The sequence below is a fragment of the Clostridia bacterium genome (assembly GCA_035628995.1).
Taxonomy (GTDB): Bacteria; Bacillota; Clostridia; order Lutisporales; family Lutisporaceae; genus BRH-c25.
On record DASPIR010000023.1, the window covers coordinates 231,384 to 249,471 of the forward strand.

16 protein-coding genes and 1 tRNA gene are annotated in these 18,088 nt (G+C 39.0%); 5 read left to right on the forward strand and 12 right to left on the reverse strand.

What is annotated here, in order from left to right:
- Positions 1 to 93: 93 nt before the first annotated feature.
- The 5 genes from VEB00_07915 to VEB00_07935 all read right to left on the reverse strand — a co-directional run bounded on the left by VEB00_07915 (position 94) and on the right by VEB00_07935 (position 5,702).
- A complete protein-coding gene (locus tag VEB00_07915; GenBank protein ID HYF82936.1) occupies positions 94 to 1,245 on the reverse strand; it encodes a TolC family protein in 1,152 nt (383 codons plus the stop codon).
- Between the two features lie 11 nt (positions 1,246 to 1,256).
- A complete protein-coding gene (locus VEB00_07920) occupies positions 1,257 to 2,435 on the reverse strand; it encodes an ABC transporter permease (GenBank protein HYF82937.1) in 1,179 nt (392 codons plus the stop codon).
- Positions 2,436 to 3,113, reverse strand: a complete 678-nt coding sequence (locus VEB00_07925; GenBank protein HYF82938.1) for an ABC transporter ATP-binding protein — start codon at positions 3,111 to 3,113, stop codon at positions 2,436 to 2,438. It abuts the gene before it with no gap.
- A 13-nt stretch (positions 3,114 to 3,126) separates the two neighbouring features.
- Positions 3,127 to 4,857: an HlyD family efflux transporter periplasmic adaptor subunit gene (locus VEB00_07930; GenBank protein ID HYF82939.1), complete on the reverse strand. Its 1,731-nt coding sequence runs from the start codon at positions 4,855 to 4,857 to the stop codon at positions 3,127 to 3,129.
- 203 nt (positions 4,858 to 5,060) lie between these two features.
- Positions 5,061 to 5,702: a hypothetical protein gene (locus tag VEB00_07935; protein ID HYF82940.1), complete on the reverse strand. Its 642-nt coding sequence runs from the start codon at positions 5,700 to 5,702 to the stop codon at positions 5,061 to 5,063.
- 276 nt (positions 5,703 to 5,978) lie between these two features.
- On the opposite strand from VEB00_07935, the gene VEB00_07940 reads away from it, so the two are divergent.
- A complete protein-coding gene (locus VEB00_07940; protein ID HYF82941.1) occupies positions 5,979 to 6,668 on the forward strand; it encodes a response regulator transcription factor in 690 nt (229 codons plus the stop codon).
- Between the two features lie 116 nt (positions 6,669 to 6,784).
- Complete coding sequence (locus VEB00_07945) at positions 6,785 to 8,233, forward strand: HAMP domain-containing sensor histidine kinase (GenBank protein ID HYF82942.1); 1,449 nt, start codon at positions 6,785 to 6,787, stop codon at positions 8,231 to 8,233.
- A 45-nt stretch (positions 8,234 to 8,278) separates the two neighbouring features.
- On the opposite strand, the gene VEB00_07950 is transcribed toward VEB00_07945, so the two are convergent.
- On the reverse strand, positions 8,279 to 8,992 hold the full coding sequence (locus VEB00_07950; GenBank protein HYF82943.1) for a hypothetical protein: 714 nt from the start codon (positions 8,990 to 8,992) through the stop codon (positions 8,279 to 8,281).
- A gap of 239 nt (positions 8,993 to 9,231) precedes the next feature.
- Between VEB00_07950 and VEB00_07955 the strand changes: the two genes are divergently transcribed.
- Positions 9,232 to 9,474, forward strand: coding sequence for an alpha/beta-type small acid-soluble spore protein (locus VEB00_07955; protein HYF82944.1), 243 nt, complete (start codon positions 9,232 to 9,234; stop codon positions 9,472 to 9,474).
- A 122-nt stretch (positions 9,475 to 9,596) separates the two neighbouring features.
- Positions 9,597 to 9,914, forward strand: coding sequence for a hypothetical protein (locus tag VEB00_07960; protein ID HYF82945.1), 318 nt, complete (start codon positions 9,597 to 9,599; stop codon positions 9,912 to 9,914).
- 10 nt (positions 9,915 to 9,924) lie between these two features.
- On the opposite strand, the gene VEB00_07965 is transcribed toward VEB00_07960, so the two are convergent.
- From VEB00_07965 to VEB00_07975, 3 genes are all read right to left on the reverse strand, one after another.
- Positions 9,925 to 11,040 (reverse strand): endospore germination permease, encoded by a 1,116-nt coding sequence (locus tag VEB00_07965; protein ID HYF82946.1) that lies wholly within the window; start codon positions 11,038 to 11,040, stop codon positions 9,925 to 9,927.
- A gap of 226 nt (positions 11,041 to 11,266) precedes the next feature.
- Positions 11,267 to 12,421 (reverse strand): Ger(x)C family spore germination protein, encoded by a 1,155-nt coding sequence (locus tag VEB00_07970; GenBank protein ID HYF82947.1) that lies wholly within the window; start codon positions 12,419 to 12,421, stop codon positions 11,267 to 11,269.
- 20 nt (positions 12,422 to 12,441) lie between these two features.
- On the reverse strand, positions 12,442 to 13,902 hold the full coding sequence (locus VEB00_07975; protein ID HYF82948.1) for a spore germination protein: 1,461 nt from the start codon (positions 13,900 to 13,902) through the stop codon (positions 12,442 to 12,444).
- Between the two features lie 166 nt (positions 13,903 to 14,068).
- On the opposite strand from VEB00_07975, the gene VEB00_07980 reads away from it, so the two are divergent.
- Positions 14,069 to 14,144: transfer RNA gene (locus VEB00_07980), tRNA-Trp, on the forward strand.
- Positions 14,145 to 14,200: 56 nt separating this feature from the next.
- Here VEB00_07980 and VEB00_07985 read toward each other — a convergent pair.
- The 3 genes from VEB00_07985 to purB form a co-directional block, all read right to left on the reverse strand.
- The gene (locus tag VEB00_07985; protein ID HYF82949.1) at positions 14,201 to 14,992 is read right to left on the reverse strand and encodes a L,D-transpeptidase; all 792 of its coding nucleotides are present in this window, start codon (positions 14,990 to 14,992) and stop codon (positions 14,201 to 14,203) included.
- Positions 14,993 to 15,133: 141 nt separating this feature from the next.
- The gene (asnS, locus tag VEB00_07990) at positions 15,134 to 16,525 is read right to left on the reverse strand and encodes an asparagine--tRNA ligase (GenBank protein ID HYF82950.1); all 1,392 of its coding nucleotides are present in this window, start codon (positions 16,523 to 16,525) and stop codon (positions 15,134 to 15,136) included.
- Between the two features lie 120 nt (positions 16,526 to 16,645).
- Complete coding sequence (gene purB, locus VEB00_07995; protein HYF82951.1) at positions 16,646 to 18,079, reverse strand: adenylosuccinate lyase; 1,434 nt, start codon at positions 18,077 to 18,079, stop codon at positions 16,646 to 16,648.
- Positions 18,080 to 18,088 lie beyond the last annotated feature (9 nt).

Consider the following 18,088-nt stretch of genomic DNA (forward strand, 5'->3'; position numbering starts at 1 on the left):
CTTTCAATCGTATTTGTCTGTCCAACTTTTTACTGGCAGCTGCTAAAGACAGCCATTCTTATTGCAAAAAGAAGAGAGCTTTAAGCTCTCTTTCTAATCCAGACTGTACTGCGTCATATTCATATACTGTGTGTTCAGGTTTATAATTGTTGCATTAAGCTGGTTAACAAGCTTGTTAAGACTTGCAGCACTGCTTTCCAAAACCGCTTTTGTAATAAGTCCCATCTGGTACTTTATTCTATTTTGTTCAATTGTCAGCTTTGTATCCTCTATTTCTTTTTTCTGAGTTTCATAGCTTTCATAGAGATTGTTAATACTGGTATATTGACTGTTTAAGGTAACGTCCAAATCCTTTTCCTTTTCGCTGAAGCTGTACTTTGCATCAGCAAAATCCCTTTTTGCCTTACTTAACATTTCATCAAACTGCTCAACGATTGTTGATGTTCTATTGGGCAGTCTCTTATAGTAGTAATCATACTGTTCTTCTGTCAGCTGCAGCTTATATTCCGCTAAATCGTATTGTTCCTTCGCCGAGTAGTAGCTTGAATTGTTTTTCATATAATCTACTTTTATTTTGTTCAAGTCAAGACTTTTGATGTCAGGAACGTTGAGGGTCATATCCAGCTTATCGTTGAATACATCAAGGTTTTTTCCAATATTCTTGCTAAGCTTGGACATGCTATTCTGCAATTCGGAGAAGGTTTTGTTGTACGCTGTTTGTGAGGATGTAACTGCAGATTCCACCTGGGATAAGGAATTCTTTGTAATAATACTTAGTCCATATTTTATCTTGGCTATTTCCAAGTCTTTTCTCTTAAGCTCCATTTCTGCTTCTGCATCCATTAGTGAATACTTAGCCTCAATCACACCATAGAAGGCTTCTGTCACATTGTAATCAGAGGCTCTTTTCAAATCGTTTCGTTCAAAAACAGCTCTACGGCTACTTGACGCAGCGCTCTCTATTGATACTTTGCGGGATACTGCCGCTGAAGCTCTATCAGCGAGGCTATTGTAGTTGGTATTGTCAGTCTTGGTGTTATTATCATATACCTCTTCATAACTCTCAGAAGCCTGCTGGATGTAGCTTTGCTGCAGGTTGAACTGCACATCGTTTTTCAGTGCCAGCGCTTTTGCCTCCTCAAGGGTCAATATTCCATCATCCTCAGCATCAGCAAAAGCAGCAATACTATTAAACAATAATACCACACACAATATGACAGATATTATCAAACATAGTTTTTTCATTTCTCTCCTCCTTATTCCGATCTTAAAGCTTCTATTGGATTCAAGCTCGCTGCCTTATATGCTGGGAACAGCCCGAAGACCACACCTACAACCAGTGAGATTCCAAAGGATATCATTATCCATGGTATTGAATATACTTCCGGTACAAGGTTGAACCCTCCAATAATAAAACGTATTATTGATACGCCAATCAGCACACCCAAGATTCCTCCGATACCAGTCACAATGATTGCTTCAATGAGGAACTGAACAAGTATGTTCTTCTTCTTGGCCCCAATTGCCTTTCTGATGCCTATCTCCCTTGTTCTCTCTGTAACAGATACAAGCATGATATTCATTATTCCAATGCCGCCTACCACTAATGAAATAGCTGCTATACCTGCAAGTACAGCCGTCATGGTTCCGGTCATACTGTCAAGATTGGAAAGCATTTCTGCCTGATTGAAAACCCTGAAAGCATCTGCATTCTTGTACGTTTTTGTAAGAAATTCATTCAATTTCGTCATTGCACTTTCAACTGTATCAGGACTTACTGCCTGAACGGCGAAATTTCTGATAGTACCTGAGCGGAAGAGTCTCTGTGCAACGCTAACCGGGATTATAACTGTGTCATCTGCCCCTTCATCCTGTCCATTATCTTTTTCTTCAAGAACTCCAACTACCGTAAACATTTGCCCATTGATTTTTATCTTTTGGTTTATAGGGTTTCCACCTTCAAAGATATCATTGACCACTGCTGTTCCGATTATCGCTACTTTTTGCAAATTATCAAGATCATTTTGGACTAAAAATCGCCCTTGCTGTGCTTTAATGCTCTTAATTATTTGATAGTCCGGACTTGTTCCCAGAACAGTTGTTTCTCTGTTATTAGTCTTGAACTTTACTGTAGCTGTGGAGTTGGACTGCGGGGCAACAGCAGCAATATCGGTACTGTTTTCTTCTGCGAATTCTTTTATTTGCTTATATGTAACGTTCCTGTTACTGTTTCTTCCCATTATATTAACCTGAATAAGATTTGTGCCCATGCTCTCTATGGTATCTGTTATGCTTTTTGTACTGCCCTGTGCAAAGCTTACTGCCGCTATAACTGAGGACACTCCTATTATTACTCCCAGCATGGTGAGGAAGGAACGCACCTTGTTGCTTCGGATGCTCTTTATAGCCATTTTATATGCTTGCATAAAACCCATCTATCCCACCATCCTGTCCTCAATGATTTCTCCATCCTGTATTCTTATGACTCTTTCAGCCTGCATTGCAATTTCATTATCATGTGTGATTAGTACTATGGTGTTGCCCTTTTGATGCAGATCCTTGAGCATTCGCATTATCTCCTTGCCGGATTTTGAATCCAGGTTTCCGGTAGGTTCATCTGCCAATATCATTGGAGGATTGCCTACCAAAGCTCTGGCAATAGCAACACGCTGCTGCTGCCCGCCGGATAGCTCCGTCGGCTTATGCTGCGCTCTGTCCTCCAGATCAACCATCCTTAATGCTTCTACTGATTTGTCATATCGCTCCTTGGTATGCAAGCCCTGATAAATCAAGGGTAACTCAACATTTTCCACGGCTGTGAGTTTTTGCAGCAGATTGAACCCTTGGAATATGAAGCCTATCTTATGGTTTCTTATATCTGCAAGCTGTTCATCATTAAGTTTGCTTATCTCTACACCGTCAAGATAGTATTCTCCTTTAGTAGGAACATCAAGACAGCCTATCATATTCATAAGTGTTGACTTTCCTGAGCCTGAAGGTCCAATTATTGATACAAATTCATGTTGCTTTATGGTAAGGCTCACATCATTTAATGCCTTTACTTCTACATTACCAATTCGATAGATTTTACTCATATTGTTTATTTCTATCATGATGTACTCCTCTCTAATTACTCCTTCTGAAATTACTACCACCACCACCTGATGGAGGAGCACCCATAATAACCATTTCTTTTCCTCGTAATGCATTATTGCCGGAACCTGCGGCGGCGGTTACGACTACTGCATCTCCCTCGTTAATGCCGCTTAATATTTCTATATATTGCTCAGTGCTTATTCCTGTCTTAACTTCTTTCATCTCTATTTTCTGCTCAACGCTTTGCTGTTTCTTTGTTTCTGTAGTTGCTTCAGCCTTTGAAGCGGTTGCTGTTTTACTTGGTAGACCTGCTCCGCTTACGACTCTTACAAAGCTTTTGCCATTCCTTTTTTGTACCGCATCAACAGGTACATACAGCACATCTTTCTTTTCATTGACAACAATTTCAGCATTTGCGTTCATGCTGCCCTTCAGTGCAGAGTTTTCTTCAATTTGTATAGTTACCGGATATGTAGAAACCCCGTTTTCTGAAGTTCCTTCTACTGCAATTTTTGTAACTGTCCCATTAAGTGGTTTATCATTTGTTTCAGTAAGAGCGTCAATAGTGACCTTTGCATTCTGTCCTGCCTGAATTTTTGCTATATCCAATTCATCTACATCAATGCTGAACTGCATTGTATCATAATTTGCTACACTTCCCAAGATATCACCCTGTTTAATACTGTTTCCTTGCTCAATATCATTTAAAGTAAAAGTGCCATCGAAAGGTGCATAAATCTTATAGTCTAAAAGCTTTTCTTCTGCAGTCTGAAGCTGCGAATTCAAGTCCTCAAGCTTCAGGTCATTTGTCTGGATAGTGAGCTCCAAATCATCGTTATTAAGCTTGGCTAAGGTATCGCCCTTCTTAACATTTTGACCATTCTCTACGTTTAATGTGGATACAGTCCCTCCCGAAGCAGCTTTGATCGTCATACTCTTTATGAATCCAAGGGTGCTGCTTCCTTTACTCTGTATGGCAGTGCCGTATATATTGATTTCTACATTACCTACCATACCTTCGATTAAAGAACTGGAATTGTCAATTATTACACCAACATTATACACTTCGGCTCCATCACTTGTTTTGTAGCTGGGTGAGCTAATGCTAGATATTTTCCCTTTTACTTTTTGCAGCTCTTCCTTGGTTGTATCGAAGGCGTTTACCATAACTTCCTGATCAACTGATAACTTATTTCTATATGTATTATTGAAAGAAACTAAAAGCTTCAGCTTCGACTTGTCGGTGATGGTCAATAGAGTACTATTGTTCGAAAGACTATCCCCCTCCTTGACTTGAAGGTCTAGAACCTCTCCATCTATTGGCGCGGTGACTGTGCTGGATGTCAAATCCTTCAGATTGTTATCCTTTGTAAGCTGCGCTTGCGCGATGCTGTTCCTGAGCTGTCTTATCTGCAGCTGTGTATCTTTGTCATCTATTTCAAAGATTAGATCACCGGCTTTGACCTTGTCTCCATCTTTAAAATATATCTTTGTGAGTGTTCCGCTTACATTCGAAGTCAAATCATACTTGTTTGTTGAGCTTATTGGTCCTGAGCCAGATACGCTGACACTCAAGTCTCCTTTTCGGGCAATGGCTGTTGTCTGTTGTTTATTCGCTGTTTTTGCATTTTTGGAATTATAGTAATTAATGCCTATTGTTGCTGCTGCTGTGGCAATAAGAAGTAGGATAATTACAGAAATCAACTTTTTCTTGGTTATTTTACTCGCGAACTTACTGCCTAGACCTGTGTTCAAATTCATTAATGCTACCTCCTTGATCTTTCCTGATACGATTATACCTTTTCGCTTTCTTTTATAATTCTACCTCTTTTCATCATTATAAATCTCCGCAAAACTGTGGCAAAATAAAAGAAATTTAAGAAGGAGCCCAAATTAAAGGCTCCTTCTACATTATTTGAAAGGAAGCGTTATTATGTTAAGCTCCCTAAGTTTTATAATGTCTTTTATTGTTTAATCAACGAATTCATTGCAGACTTAATTGCTTTATTGATTGCATCTATCTGAGTTTGGGTCAAAGTGCCTGAGGTTAACAATTCGCTTAGCGGATTCCTGCCAAATTTAATGTTATCAAATTTTCTGTCCCCGGGAGTAAAGCATTTCAATACAGCGTCAGATTGAGTCTGTGTGATTGTTCCGGCAGATACCAACTCTTTTAGAACGTCTTCTGCTGTCTTTTTAGTTTCTCTGATTGACTTCATTGCACTATTGACAGCATCAGCCTGTGCTTGGGTTATAGTACCTGCAGTCACAAGTGCATCCATAGGATTTCTAAGGAATACTTGACGCACTTCCTTTCCCTGCATTTTCCTTCCCTCACCAGGCGTATATGCTTTTGCCACGGCATCTGCCTGAGCTTGTGTAATAGTTCCTGCTGATACAAGACTATCTATTGCAGACTTAATTGCAGTAGACATTTTTGAAATGTCAATTTTACGAAATTGTTCGTATTTAGCTATCTTAACTCCATTAGCTGCTTGCCCGATGTTCGGAAGCTCCGCTGCAAAAGCAGATGTTGCTCCTGCAACAGTAAGTACCCCCGCGAGTATAGCTCCTGTTAATTTCTTCTTACTAATCTTTTCAAACATAATTTACTCTCCTTTTGGTATGTATTTGTTAACTACATTCTTATTTTATCTTTGAAAGAATGATAAAATCTCCGCAAAACTGTGGCAAAATTAAAGCAAGAATTTTTTTGAAATGTATTTCGACAGCTTTCGTGATAGAATTATATTGAACGCACGAAAGAACCTGTATTGGGCAAAGTGCGAATTCAATAATAACTAAGGAAACTTTTTGCGAAATTTGAATGAATAATACAATGGATATTTCGCAAAACGTATTGTTAAGAGGTGAATATATGCATGGATAAAAAGCTGATATATATAGCAGATGATGAAGTAAATATATGCAATATTATAAAGTCCTTTCTTATAAATGAAGGTTATGATGTTGAGACATACAGCAATGGACAATCAATACTTGAAGCTTTTAATGCAAAGCCCGCTGACATGCTTGTTATAGATATAATGATGCCTGGAATGGATGGATACTCACTGTGTGCGCAGGTACGCCAAAAGAGCAGCGTGCCGATTATCATAGTGTCCGCTAAGGATACTGAAACTGATAAAATTGCAGGGCTTACATTGGGAAGCGACGACTATCTTACCAAGCCTTTCAGTCCAATGGAGCTGATTGCCAGGATTAAAAGCATCTTCCGCAGAGTTGAACTGGATAAAGCACACGAAGGAAACAGCGAGGTTGTGAAAACCGCGGATATTACTATTAATTGCAATATAAAAAGAGCAGAGTTTAATGGAAGGGATATTGGACTTACAGGTATGGAGTTTTCCCTGTTGTATTACCTGTCAATAAATAAAAACAGGGCTATCAGCCGGACTGAACTTCTGGATAAAGTGTGGGGCTTTGAAAATGAAGTAGAAACCCGGGCGACTGATGATATGATAAAAAGAATAAGAAAGAAGCTTTCCGATGCAGGTTCTGTACTTAAAATTGAGACTGTATGGGGCTTCGGCTTCAGATTATTAGATTGAACGCGTAAAGAATGTGTAGTGGGCAAAGCGCGAATTCAATAAAAGCAATGAAACATTTATGCGAATTTGATTGAAGAATAAAATGATATCCGCAAAATGTCTAGGAGAATGATATTATGAAAAGTAATACAATCAGATGGAGAATTTTCAAATATAATCTTATAATTATCATAACGCTTATAGCTTTGGTTGCCGTGATCTTCAATGTTACCATTCGTTTTTACATTGAGAAGGATCTCGTAGGACAACTGAGCAGAATATCCTCTCGCACTGAGGATACAGCCTTGGAAAAAGGTCCGGATATCTTTATTTTTAACAAAAAACTGCCCCCCTCTCTTTCCATGGAAAAGGAAAGGGCTAATGATGTATTCAGATTTTATTTCATGCTGGATAGATCGCTAAGAGAGCCTCTGTCAGTATTAAACGCTGATTATATTTTGCTGGATATAAATGGAAACATAATCAAATCTCCTATTGAATGGTATTCTACTGCCGGTGTCGGACTGCTAACGAAGATTTCACAAGAATTAGGCAAATCCAGAGAATTCACAAAGGAAAAGTACTTGAACTTTCACCTTTCTGGCACAGAGTATATTGCAATTATAAAGCCTGTATCCCAGAAGAACAACTTTGGCTTGGGCTGGATAGTTATTTTTTCCAGTCTTGAAAAGGTGAATCAGCTTCAAATGGGTATTAATATGATTCTTCTGGTAATCCTTCTCTTGTCAGCGTTAATCATTGTTTTGTTTTCCACCGTCGTGGCAAGGAAAATTTCTGCTCCTTTCAGCACTCTGAATCAGCACATACGTTCTATATCAGAAAGAAACTTCGGAACAAAGATAGATACACCGGTATATGATGAACTGAGCGAATTTGTAAACAATATCAATGTGATGTCTGAGAAGCTTGAAACCTATGACAAGGCTCAGAAAACCTTTTTGCAGAACGCCTCTCATGAGTTCAGGACTCCTCTTATGTCCATACAAAGCTATGCAGAAGGCATTAAATACAGTGTTACCGATTCCACTTCTGCTGCTGATATTATAATCGATGAATCCAAACGTTTGACCCATCTCGTAGAAAACCTGCTATACTTGTCTCGTTTGGATGCAATTGAGGAAAGCTATAACTTCAGTGTTCTGAACTTTAATGAACTGATTCACTGCAGCGTTGATAGAATGAAGGTCATTGCTGAAAATAGAAACATTTCTATTGAAGTAGATGCGTTGGCATCGGCAGTTAATATATTTGCTGATGAGGAAAAGCTTTCGCGAGCAATTACCAATATACTAAGCAACTGCTTACGTTATGCGGGAAGTATTGTCCAAATAAAGTCTGAACTCATTGATGAAAGCACTGTAAGGGTTACTATATCTGATGATGGCCCCGGCTTCGAACCCAGCGTACTTCCTAATATTTTTGAAAGGTTCTTCAAAGGTTCAAAAGGTAATTTTGGACTTGGGTTAGCGATAACCAAGACCGTTATAGAAAAACATAAGGGAAGAATAACTGCAGAAAACTCTGAATCGGGTGCTTTGTTTATAGTTGAGCTTCCTATTGCATAGTTTTATCAAGAAAGCCCTTGTAAATAGCAAGGGCTTCTAAATTTATTACTGTACTGAACGATTCTGTTTTAATTCCTTTGATCTGGATCTATTTAATTCAGGTACTGCCTTTCTGATCTCTTCTGCTTGTTTTTCAGTTATTACCTTGTCTTCTACCATCTTGGTTATGATATCTTTCCGTTCTTTTTTACTTTCTCTGAAGTACTCTTTCCTTTCTTCAGGAGTCATGGATTTTAGCTTTTCAATTCGTGCCTTTCGTTCCTCCCTTGTTTTAACCATATAACCTCTTATATTGTCAATGTCTTTAGGCGTGAGCACTCCCTTATCCACCAAGCTTTGCATCCCGTCTTCAAGCCTTGCTTCCTTCATTTCATGGAGCTTGAGCCTGATGATTTGTGCTTCAGCATCTGTTATTATTCCTTCCTGTTTTAATTCACTCAGCAGACTTCCTTTTTTGCCATACATCTTCATTTTATGCCTTTGCTCTTTAGAAAGCTTGTCAAGTTCCTCTGATTTTTTCTGTTTGAATTCAATTATTCTGTCTGCTTTATCCTTGGATAGTTTACCTTCCTGGACTAGCTTAATGACAGCATCCTCCAAATATTGCTTATGGTTGTCAGCGCTTGCTTTCAATGTTGTGTCTGAGTTGGGATACGCAACTATATTGTTTTCTGCAAAAGTTGAAATTCCGGCAAAAAAAGTCATGCAAATTACCAAAACCGCGCATAGTGCATTTTTCGCTGTCTTTGTTTTTTTCATCCGATAAACTCCTTTCTGTTAAATTATCATTTCCATGACACTATTATTGTTTGCATTTGTTATGTCTTTTTTGTGATGGATTTTGTGGCAGATTAATGATAACCTTGCATTTTAATGCTATAAATATAACTCCATATTAGGCAATAATTACTTGGTTTAAAAATTTGAAGCTAAACCAAAATAATAATGAGTTGTGATAAGCAGCTCTACTTACATAATACTTTAGGAGGTGAACACAGATGGCAAGAAATAATCAAAAGGTAGTACCTCAAGCAACAGCAGCACTTGATAGGTTTAAGTATGAAATAGCTACTGAAGTAGGTGTTAATTTAAAAGAAGGCTACAACGGTGATATTACAGCTAGAGATGCTGGAAGAATCGGCGGACAAATGGTAAAGAGATTAATTGAAACAGCTGAAAGAAGTATGGCAGGAACAGCTGGAACAACCATTACAACAGGAACAACCAGAACAAGATTCTAATAAAAGGAGAGTTAATTCTCTCCTTTTCCATTTTTTCAATAGTAACTAAAAAGACAAAGCCTCATATTATGTAATTAAGGGTTTGTTTATATCCCTCATATATAATGAAGGGAGGCTAAATAATGAGTCGTAGACACAGATCTTCAAGTTATAACGCCATACCTCAGGCTATTATACCACCTGCACCTGCACCTGAACCTGTACCAACGCCAGCGGTTTCACCAGTACGGAGCCTGCTCTCGTTAATAACGCCAACTAAATCTGCATCACCTATACCGTTTTCATTACCTGCACTGCCAGTTGGAGATATAGTCGGAGGAGTCAGCAATACTGTAAGAGGATTGGTTCTGAATGATAACTGGTGGCTTTTGCTGCTGATCATCTTTCTATTCTTCCCCAAAATAAGCGGCAAGATGTTTGGTGGTTTATTCAAGGATTAAGCCCTGGTTTTCACACCTGGGCTTCATTCTTTGCCTGCCCGGCCTTCTTCTGCAGCTTTGCTTTTACCTCTACTGCTATAAGTATTAACAGCGGTAATATTACCTGAAAGGGAAAAGCATAATAAGGCCAAATATCTTGCGCCCATTCAGACATCTCCATAATACTGTCATATATCAAGTAAGCAAGGTTAACCATTAAGAGCCCCACAGGGGTAACAAGTATCCTGTAATCCTTGAATCCGAACAGCTTCGCTATTCCTTTTGTTGCTGCCAGCAAGCAGATGCTTATCTTGATAAATCCTGAAAGGATAAAGACTAGTGCAACTGTGATTTCAAGTCTTTGAAGAAAATTCCCGATATTGACCCTGCTTATAGCTGTGTAAGATGGAAAATATACACTTCCAATAGTTTCAGGACCCAGTACCATGATGTTTCTAATTGCAATAAAAAGTACTATGAAGCCTCCTATCACTAATGAGATCAGGTACACTTTGTAGTTTGAATTGGGCGTCTTCAATGAGTCAAAAACCATCATGAGCACGACCAACTCCCCAAAGGGGAAGGAAAAAGCCGAAAAGGCTCCCTGCAGTACAGGTTTGAATCCATTATACATAATAGGAAGCAAGTTTTCAGACTTCATATCAGGTATGGTTAAGAAAGCAAGAAGAAACAGAAGTGAAAATACACCTACTATGAAAAGACTGCTGCATTTGGCAAGAGTCTCAATCCCGCTCTTTACCACCAAAGCACATATTAAAGCAAACATTATTATGGGTACTATTTTAGGAGTTTCCGGCAGACCGACTGTATTCATGAATTCGCCGAAATTCCTAAGCACTAATGCACCCAGGTGAAATGAAAACCAAATGAATGTCAAACTGAAGATTCTTCCAAGGTATTTGCCAAATACTTCTTCTAAAATGTCATATAAATCCTTCCCAGGATATCGGCTAAGTATACGCGCATAAATCATCAGGATGGGGACGGAAATAAGTAGAGCCAACATAATCGCAATCCACATATCGTTCTTGGCTTGCCCTCCTGTTCCTATTACCAGTGTGCTTCCAAAAATAAAAAGTACTGTCAGATTGATCCCCTGCTTGTCTGATATTAATTCTTTATTCATATGTACCCTCCATTTAACTGCCAATTATTGATAGTATAAAATTCTTTATTGGATCTGCAGGACTAGGCAAATTATTGACATAAGCGCTTGCGGTGCCTATTGCGCACGATATCACCATCAATATGATATAAAGCGGTAGTATGCCTTTTTCTTTCAGTCTGGTAAACGATTTTGTATCAATGTAAGATACAAAAAAATATAATATTATCATAATGAGCCACATAGATTACTCTCCTACCTTTATAGGTTTACTTGTAGTAGCACTTCCCCTTATCCTGACATCCACTTCAACGCTGACTTCGATATCCATGAAGATTTCATTCCATTCCTTTTCAATGCTTCTCCAGACACTTGGCATAGAACGTTTAACATTTTCTCCAAAGCCAAGGAAATCAGTCTTATATTCTTTTTGTGCTTTCTCAATGACACCTTCAATATCCTTTTTTATTTGTGACTCCGCATCCTTTTCCAGCAACTTCCTGCCCTTTTCACCTATAAAATTTTCATGTCCCATAATTTCTCCTATATTCACGTCTGTTAATACATTAACTTTGATGATTGGTACACCGTCTTTCACTTCGGGTTTTATTTTCGTCTTATTTCTGAATATTTCCAAGGAAACAGTTGTCTGAGTATCAGCGACATCCTTCACCGGGTATACCCCCCCTTTTATTTCATTTTGTACCCAGAGCATGCTTCTTGTATCAGTTTCACCCAAATACCCCAGAAGTTTATCTTTCTTGATAATTGCTGATCCAGTGATATAAACCTCAGTTTTGCCCCTATAATCAATAAGCTTTACCGTGGGAATTGTCGTAGAAGTTTCCTCACTTCCAATATTATCAAGAAACTCGTACAATTCTATGGCAGGATATCGTGATATTGATTCCTGTGCCCTCATTGTATTATCGATCTGGAAGGAGAGTATACTTTCAAGTTCAGGCTTCGAATTGAATATTTCACTTGCTGATTTCTCTCTTGACAGGAGCACCCACATGTCTTCCCTGACCTCTGCATCTCTGTTTATAAAGTCTAAAACCTCACTTATACCTTGTTTTGCTATTTCCTCGCCTACTATTACCACCTTGGCATGGCTCCAATATAATCTTTTGCCATCAAGGGCAATCATTGACCTAGCAGCGTCAAAAAAAGTCATCCCCACTGCCTGTATATATACCGGCTTTAGTGTGGACTGTTTTTGCTCCTGCTGCACACTCACTATTTCAGCAGTGACAAGCACCTTGTCCTTTCCATCCTTATCAACAGCAACTCCTGAAACTATTGCCAGCTGTTCAACCTCCCTATAGTTCCAGCAGCCTGTCAAGAAGCAAGTGCATATGATCATAAAAGCAATGAGCGATACTGTCCTATTTTTTCTCACACTTATCAATCCATTCAAAATTAGCTTTTCTTTCTTACAATATTCTTTGAAGCGAGTATTCTTGGGCGTTTATTCATAGCCCACCAGGGAGCCCTGAATATCACATCCTTTTGGTCATCAGCAGCCAATGAAGCACTAAAAAGCATATAAGGAACGCCGAAGGATCTCATAGATGTGAGGTGAATAAATAGTAATATGCCGCAGAAAGTATACCCGTAGAGTCCTAAGAAGGCTGAAGCAAGAAGAATAACCAGCCTGACTACTATGACAGCCTGCTCCATTTTAGGAACTAAATAGCTTGTAATGCCTGACAAAGCACCAACTATTATTATGGGTGCGCTTATAAGCCTTGCCTCAACAGCGGCCTGCCCTATTATTAGAGCACCGACGATGCTTATAGTTTGACCAATAACCTCAGGTATTCTTATAGAAGCTTCTCTCAGTACCTCAAACACAAAAAGTATAAGTATAATCTCTGCAATAGTAGGCAGCGGAATACCCTGTCTAGCAGCTGAAATGCTTAGTATCAGAGGGGTTGGAAGCATTTCTTGGTGAAACGTTATAAGCGCAATGTATATTGCAGGTACACTGGTTGAGAGGATGAAGCCTATCAAGCTCAACATCCTGTTGAATGTAGCATAGTAAAAGTGATTATAGTAATTTTCATTAGCGCTGAAATATTCTACGAAAAGAAAAGGCAGTGTTAAAGCAAAGGGGCTTTCATCACACAGAATTGCTATTCTGCCCTCAAGCAGCTTTCCTGCTACTACATCCGGCCTTTCTGTATGACCTAAAGTCCTGAAGGGTGAATAACCTTCATCGCTTATCAATTCCTGAATATATCCGGAATCCAATATCCCATCTATATCTATGGCATCAAGCCTTTTTTCAGCTTCCTTGACAATTCCACCATCTGCTATATTATCCATATAGCATAGGCATACTTTCGTTTTGGTTTCCCTTCCTATCTCTCTAAAGTGAATTTTCAAGTTTTCACTCTTTATTCTCGCTCTTATTAGGCCAATGTTGCTGAGTAAGGATTCGTTAAAACCATCTCTGGGCCCTCTAACCACCTTTTCTGATACAGGCTCACTTACTCTCCTCCTGCTGATGCTCTGTGTATTTATAGCAAGTGCATCTTCATACCCATCAATGAATATTGCTGTATATCCGTTTATCAAATAGCTTATAAGCTTTGTAAAATCGGCAGTTTTTTCTACCTGAGCAGAAGTTATTTTGTTCTTCAATATTGCCGGCAGATAAATGTCTGTATCTGTCGCTTCCTTTTTCATTTCCAATAGTGGGCTTATGATTTCAGTATTTATCCTGGCAACATCCACCATACCATCAATATAAACAGCAAGACATTCCACATTTTTAGCTCCACCAATAGAAAATTCTCTAAGAAGCAGTGACTCGTCTTCCTTGAAGGTGTTTTTCAGCATTTTCATATTTTCTTGTATATCATTTGAAACATTCATGTTGCACCTCTACTGCAAACAATTATTAACAAAAAAGGTATATGCATATATATTATGCATATACCAAATGAAAATTATTACAGAGCACTTCCTCTAAAATGCTAATAAAGGTTATAATAAGCTCTTGACTTAGCTTGGTTTTTTATATATAATTAGTCTGTGTCGCAGGGGTATAGCTCAATTGGTAGAGTAGCGGTCTCCAAAACCGTTGGTTCCGGGTTCGAGTCCCTGTACCCCTGCCAAAATAAAGTTAAGTAATCGCAATTAATTTGCGGTTTTTTTATTTTTTGCATATTTATTAGTAGAAGCTCCTCTGTGTTACTCCCCAATTCCTCAATGTTGAATCATTACCTATCCACACGGGTGTTCCCGGTGATACCATATTATATAAACTCAATACATCTGTATTTATCATCCTGATGCAGCCTTTTGAAACCGCTTGCCCAATGGAATACGGACTATTATTCCCATGAATGCCATACAAATTGCCTTTTCCAGGCGAAAGACCTATCCATCTCTTACCAAGCGGGTTTTTAGGAGAACCTCCGGCAACCGGTTTTGCATGGCCTCCACCTGTCCAGTAGGGATTCTTTCTCTTGAGATATACATAAAACTTCCCTTGCGGTGTCCTGTAAGAATCCCTTCCTATTGCAATCGGGTATTTTTTTATTACAGTTCTCCCATTATACAGGGTAAGAGTTCTCTTTGTTCGGTTAATCGCTATCCAACGACCACTGGATGGAGCTCTTGCTATAATATCTGGTGATTTGAAGTTGCTATTGACCATCAGTCTCTTTATCATGGCACTTTTGAAATTTTTGCCTTGAACGCCATCTGCAGTCAGGTTGCAATCACTTTGAAACCTTAGTATTGCATTTCTCATGTTTATGTTATTATCCTTATAGTCATACTTATAATAGCCCATTGATTTCAAAGCTTCTATATACTTATAGCTGCTCATTGCAGAGATGACTTCTTCCTCTGGACATGCCACGATTTCTTGTATTAGTTCAGTATTAGGTTCTCCATATATATTAAGCATAAATAGTGAAAACAACATTATAACCGCGGTCAGTAACATTTTTCGCATTAAATCCCTCCTAAATAGCTTTAATAATAATATTATTTGTAGATTAAATTTTGTTATGTTCCAAATCTAATATTTACAGAAATTACATTGTGAACAAAAAAAGTCTGTTGAAAAATCAACAGACTTTTAAAAATCATTAAATTAGAATTCAGCAGACTTAACAGTTCTGGGGAATGGCACTACATCCCTTATATTGCTTATACCTGTAATATACATTATCATTCTTTCGAAGCCAAGTCCATATCCGGCATGCTTTACACCGCCGTACCTTCTTGTGTCAAGATACCACCAGTAGTCTTCCTTATCAAGTCCCATTTTGTCCATTTTCTTTTCCAGTACATCAAGTCTTTCTTCTCTCTGGCTGCCTCCTATGATTTCACCAACTCCTGGCACCAGAAGGTCCATTGCTGCTACTGTCTTGTTATCTTCATTAATCCTCATATAGAAGGCTTTTATCTCTTTCGGGTAATCAGTTACGAATACGGGCTTCTTAAACACCTGCTCAGTGAGATATCTTTCATGTTCTGTCTGAAGGTCTGTGCCCCATTTTACAGGGTATTCGAAATCCACGCCAGACTTCATCAGTATATCAACAGCTTCTGTATATGTGACAGTGCCAAAATCGGCGCTTACAACATTATTCAGCCTTTCAAGCAGTGTATTGTCTATGAAACTGTTGAAAAACTCCATTTCCTCAGGAGCATTCTCCAGAATATAATTAATAATATACTTTACCATATCTTCAGCCAGCTTCATATTGTCAGAAAGCTCTGCAAAGGCTATTTCCGGCTCTATCATCCAGAACTCTGCAGCATGTCTTGCAGTATTTGAATTCTCCGCTCTAAAGGTAGGCCCGAAGGTGTAGACATTTCTGAAGGCCATGCAGAAGGTTTCAACGTTAAGCTGTCCGCTTACAGTGAGGTTTGCAGCTTTACCGAAGAAATCCTTGGAATAATCAATCTCTCCATCTTCTGTTCTGGGAGGGTTATTGATATCCAAAGTAGTTACCTTGAACATTTCTCCAGCGCCTTCCGCATCACTGCCTGTGATTAATGGAGCGTGGACATACACAAAGCCTTGATCCTGAAAGAACCTGTGTATTGCGTATGCTACCAGTGATCTCACCCTGAATACTGCAGAGAAAGTATTTGTCCTTGGCCTAAGGTGTGCTATTGATCTTAAGAATTCATTGGAATGTCTCTTTTTCTGAAGCGGATAATCCGGAGTTGAGAGTCCTTCAATGACTATCTTGGTTGCTTTTAATTCAAAAGGCTGCTTAGCTCCCGGAGACTCTACAAGCAACCCTTCAACACTTATGGCAGAACCTACAGAAAGTTTTGCTATATCATTGAAGTTTTCCAAGCCTTCTTCGAATACCACCTGAAGATTCTTGAAAAAACTTCCGTCATTCAATTCTATAAAGCCAAAATTCTTGGAGGTTCTCTCAGTCTTCACCCACCCTGATACCATGATATTCTTGTTCAGGTACTCTCCAGTGCTTCTGTATAACTGTTTAATCATTGTGCTGCTCATATGCTTTCCTCCTAGCTAAGCTAACTATGTAGAGAACGAACCGCTTAAAGGTTCGTTCTCTTAGCTTATTAATATATTATATACATAGTTGTATATTTTTACAATATACTCATATTACTTTTATACCTTAAGGTCAACTTTCACATTCAATTTATCACTATTCTCACGGAGAAGCGGATATACATGCTCTTCAAGAAACTCATCAACCTGCTCTGGCGCTCTGCCGGTGAAGTTTCTGGCATCTAAAAGCTCATACATTTTGTCTTTATTCAATTTGAAGCTTTCATCCTTCTCTATAAGGCTTATCAGATTGTTATCCAAGCCTTCTTCCTTTACCCTTCTGCCTGCTTCAATAGAGTACAGTCTAATCTTTTCATGAAGCTCCTGCCTGTCTCCACCTGCTTTAACTGCTTCCATCAATATGTTCTCCGTGGCCATGAAAGGAAGCTCATCGTTAATATGGCGATTTATCATCTTTTCATACACTACAAGGCCATTGGATACATTTATCATTATATTAAGTATGCTGTCTATTGCAAGGAAAGCCTGCGGTATTGCGAGCCTCTTATTGGCAGAATCATCAAGGGTCCGTTCAAACCATTGGGTTGCAGCAGTTATAGCCGGATTAAGAGAATTCACTATTACAAACCGTGATAGAGCTGCAATTCTTTCGCAGCGCATTGGATTCCTCTTATATGCCATTGCAGAGGAGCCTATCTGGTTCTTTTCAAAAGGTTCTTCTATTTCCTTAAGACTCTGAAGCAATCTAATGTCGTTGCTGAACTTATGAGCGGATTCTGCAATTTGTGTCAGAACATCAAGTACCTGGCTGTCTAGCTTCCTGGAGTATGTCTGGCCTGTAACAGCAAAGCTCTTGTCGAAGCCCATCTTTTCTGTAACTCTCCTGTCCAGCTCCTTAATCTTCTCATGATCCCCATTAAAAAGCGACATGAAGCTGGCCTGTGTACCAGTAGTACCTTTTACGCCCCTGAGCTTCAGCCTTTTTAGCCGAGAATCAAGCTCTTCCATATCCATAAGGAAGTCCTGAAGCCACAAGCAGCCTCTCTTTCCAACAGTGGTAAGCTGTGCCGGCTGAAAATGCGTAAAGCCCAAAGTAGGCATCATCTTGTATCTTTCTGCAAAATCAGAAAGATTCTTTATAACATTGAGAAGCTTAGTCCTTATAAGCTTCAAGCCTTCCGACATTTGTATTACATCTGTGTTGTCACCTACAAATGCGCTGGTGGCGCCCAGGTGTATTATGGGTTTTGCCTTTGGGCATTGGAGACCGTAAGCATGAACATGAGACATGACATCATGGCGCGTCTCTTTTTCCCGCTTTTCAGCATCTTCATAATTTATGTCATATATATGCTCGTTTAATTCGTTTATCTGTTCCTGTGTGATTTTAAGCCCCAGCTCCATCTCGCTTTCTGCAAGTGCCACCCAAAGCTTTCTCCATGTAGAGAATTTGAAGTCTTCAGAAAAGATAAAGGACATTTCCTTGCTTGCATATCTGCTTATTAAAGGGTTCTGATATTCCTTCCTATCCACGGCAATGTA

What these genes read in the sequence shown, in the direction of transcription:
- VEB00_07915 (HYF82936.1), bottom strand. Translation starts at nt 1,245, where the DNA reads ATGAAAAAACTATGTTTGATAATATCTGTCATATTGTGTGTGGTATTA.
- VEB00_07955 (HYF82944.1), top strand. Translation starts at nt 9,232, where the DNA reads ATGGCAAGAAATAATCAAAAGGTAGTACCTCAAGCAACAGCAGCACTT.
- VEB00_07975 (HYF82948.1), bottom strand. Translation starts at nt 13,902, where the DNA reads ATGAATGTTTCAAATGATATACAAGAAAATATGAAAATGCTGAAAAAC.
- VEB00_07965 (HYF82946.1), bottom strand. Translation starts at nt 11,040, where the DNA reads ATGAATAAAGAATTAATATCAGACAAGCAGGGGATCAATCTGACAGTA.
- VEB00_07960 (HYF82945.1), top strand. Translation starts at nt 9,597, where the DNA reads ATGAGTCGTAGACACAGATCTTCAAGTTATAACGCCATACCTCAGGCT.
- VEB00_07950 (HYF82943.1), bottom strand. Translation starts at nt 8,992, where the DNA reads ATGAAAAAAACAAAGACAGCGAAAAATGCACTATGCGCGGTTTTGGTA.
- VEB00_07925 (HYF82938.1), bottom strand. Translation starts at nt 3,113, where the DNA reads ATGATAGAAATAAACAATATGAGTAAAATCTATCGAATTGGTAATGTA.
- VEB00_07930 (HYF82939.1), bottom strand. Translation starts at nt 4,857, where the DNA reads ATGAATTTGAACACAGGTCTAGGCAGTAAGTTCGCGAGTAAAATAACC.
- VEB00_07935 (HYF82940.1), bottom strand. Translation starts at nt 5,702, where the DNA reads ATGTTTGAAAAGATTAGTAAGAAGAAATTAACAGGAGCTATACTCGCG.
- asnS (HYF82950.1), bottom strand. Translation starts at nt 16,525, where the DNA reads ATGAGCAGCACAATGATTAAACAGTTATACAGAAGCACTGGAGAGTAC.
- VEB00_07940 (HYF82941.1), top strand. Translation starts at nt 5,979, where the DNA reads ATGGATAAAAAGCTGATATATATAGCAGATGATGAAGTAAATATATGC.
- VEB00_07945 (HYF82942.1), top strand. Translation starts at nt 6,785, where the DNA reads ATGAAAAGTAATACAATCAGATGGAGAATTTTCAAATATAATCTTATA.
- VEB00_07985 (HYF82949.1), bottom strand. Translation starts at nt 14,992, where the DNA reads ATGCGAAAAATGTTACTGACCGCGGTTATAATGTTGTTTTCACTATTT.
- VEB00_07920 (HYF82937.1), bottom strand. Translation starts at nt 2,435, where the DNA reads ATGGGTTTTATGCAAGCATATAAAATGGCTATAAAGAGCATCCGAAGC.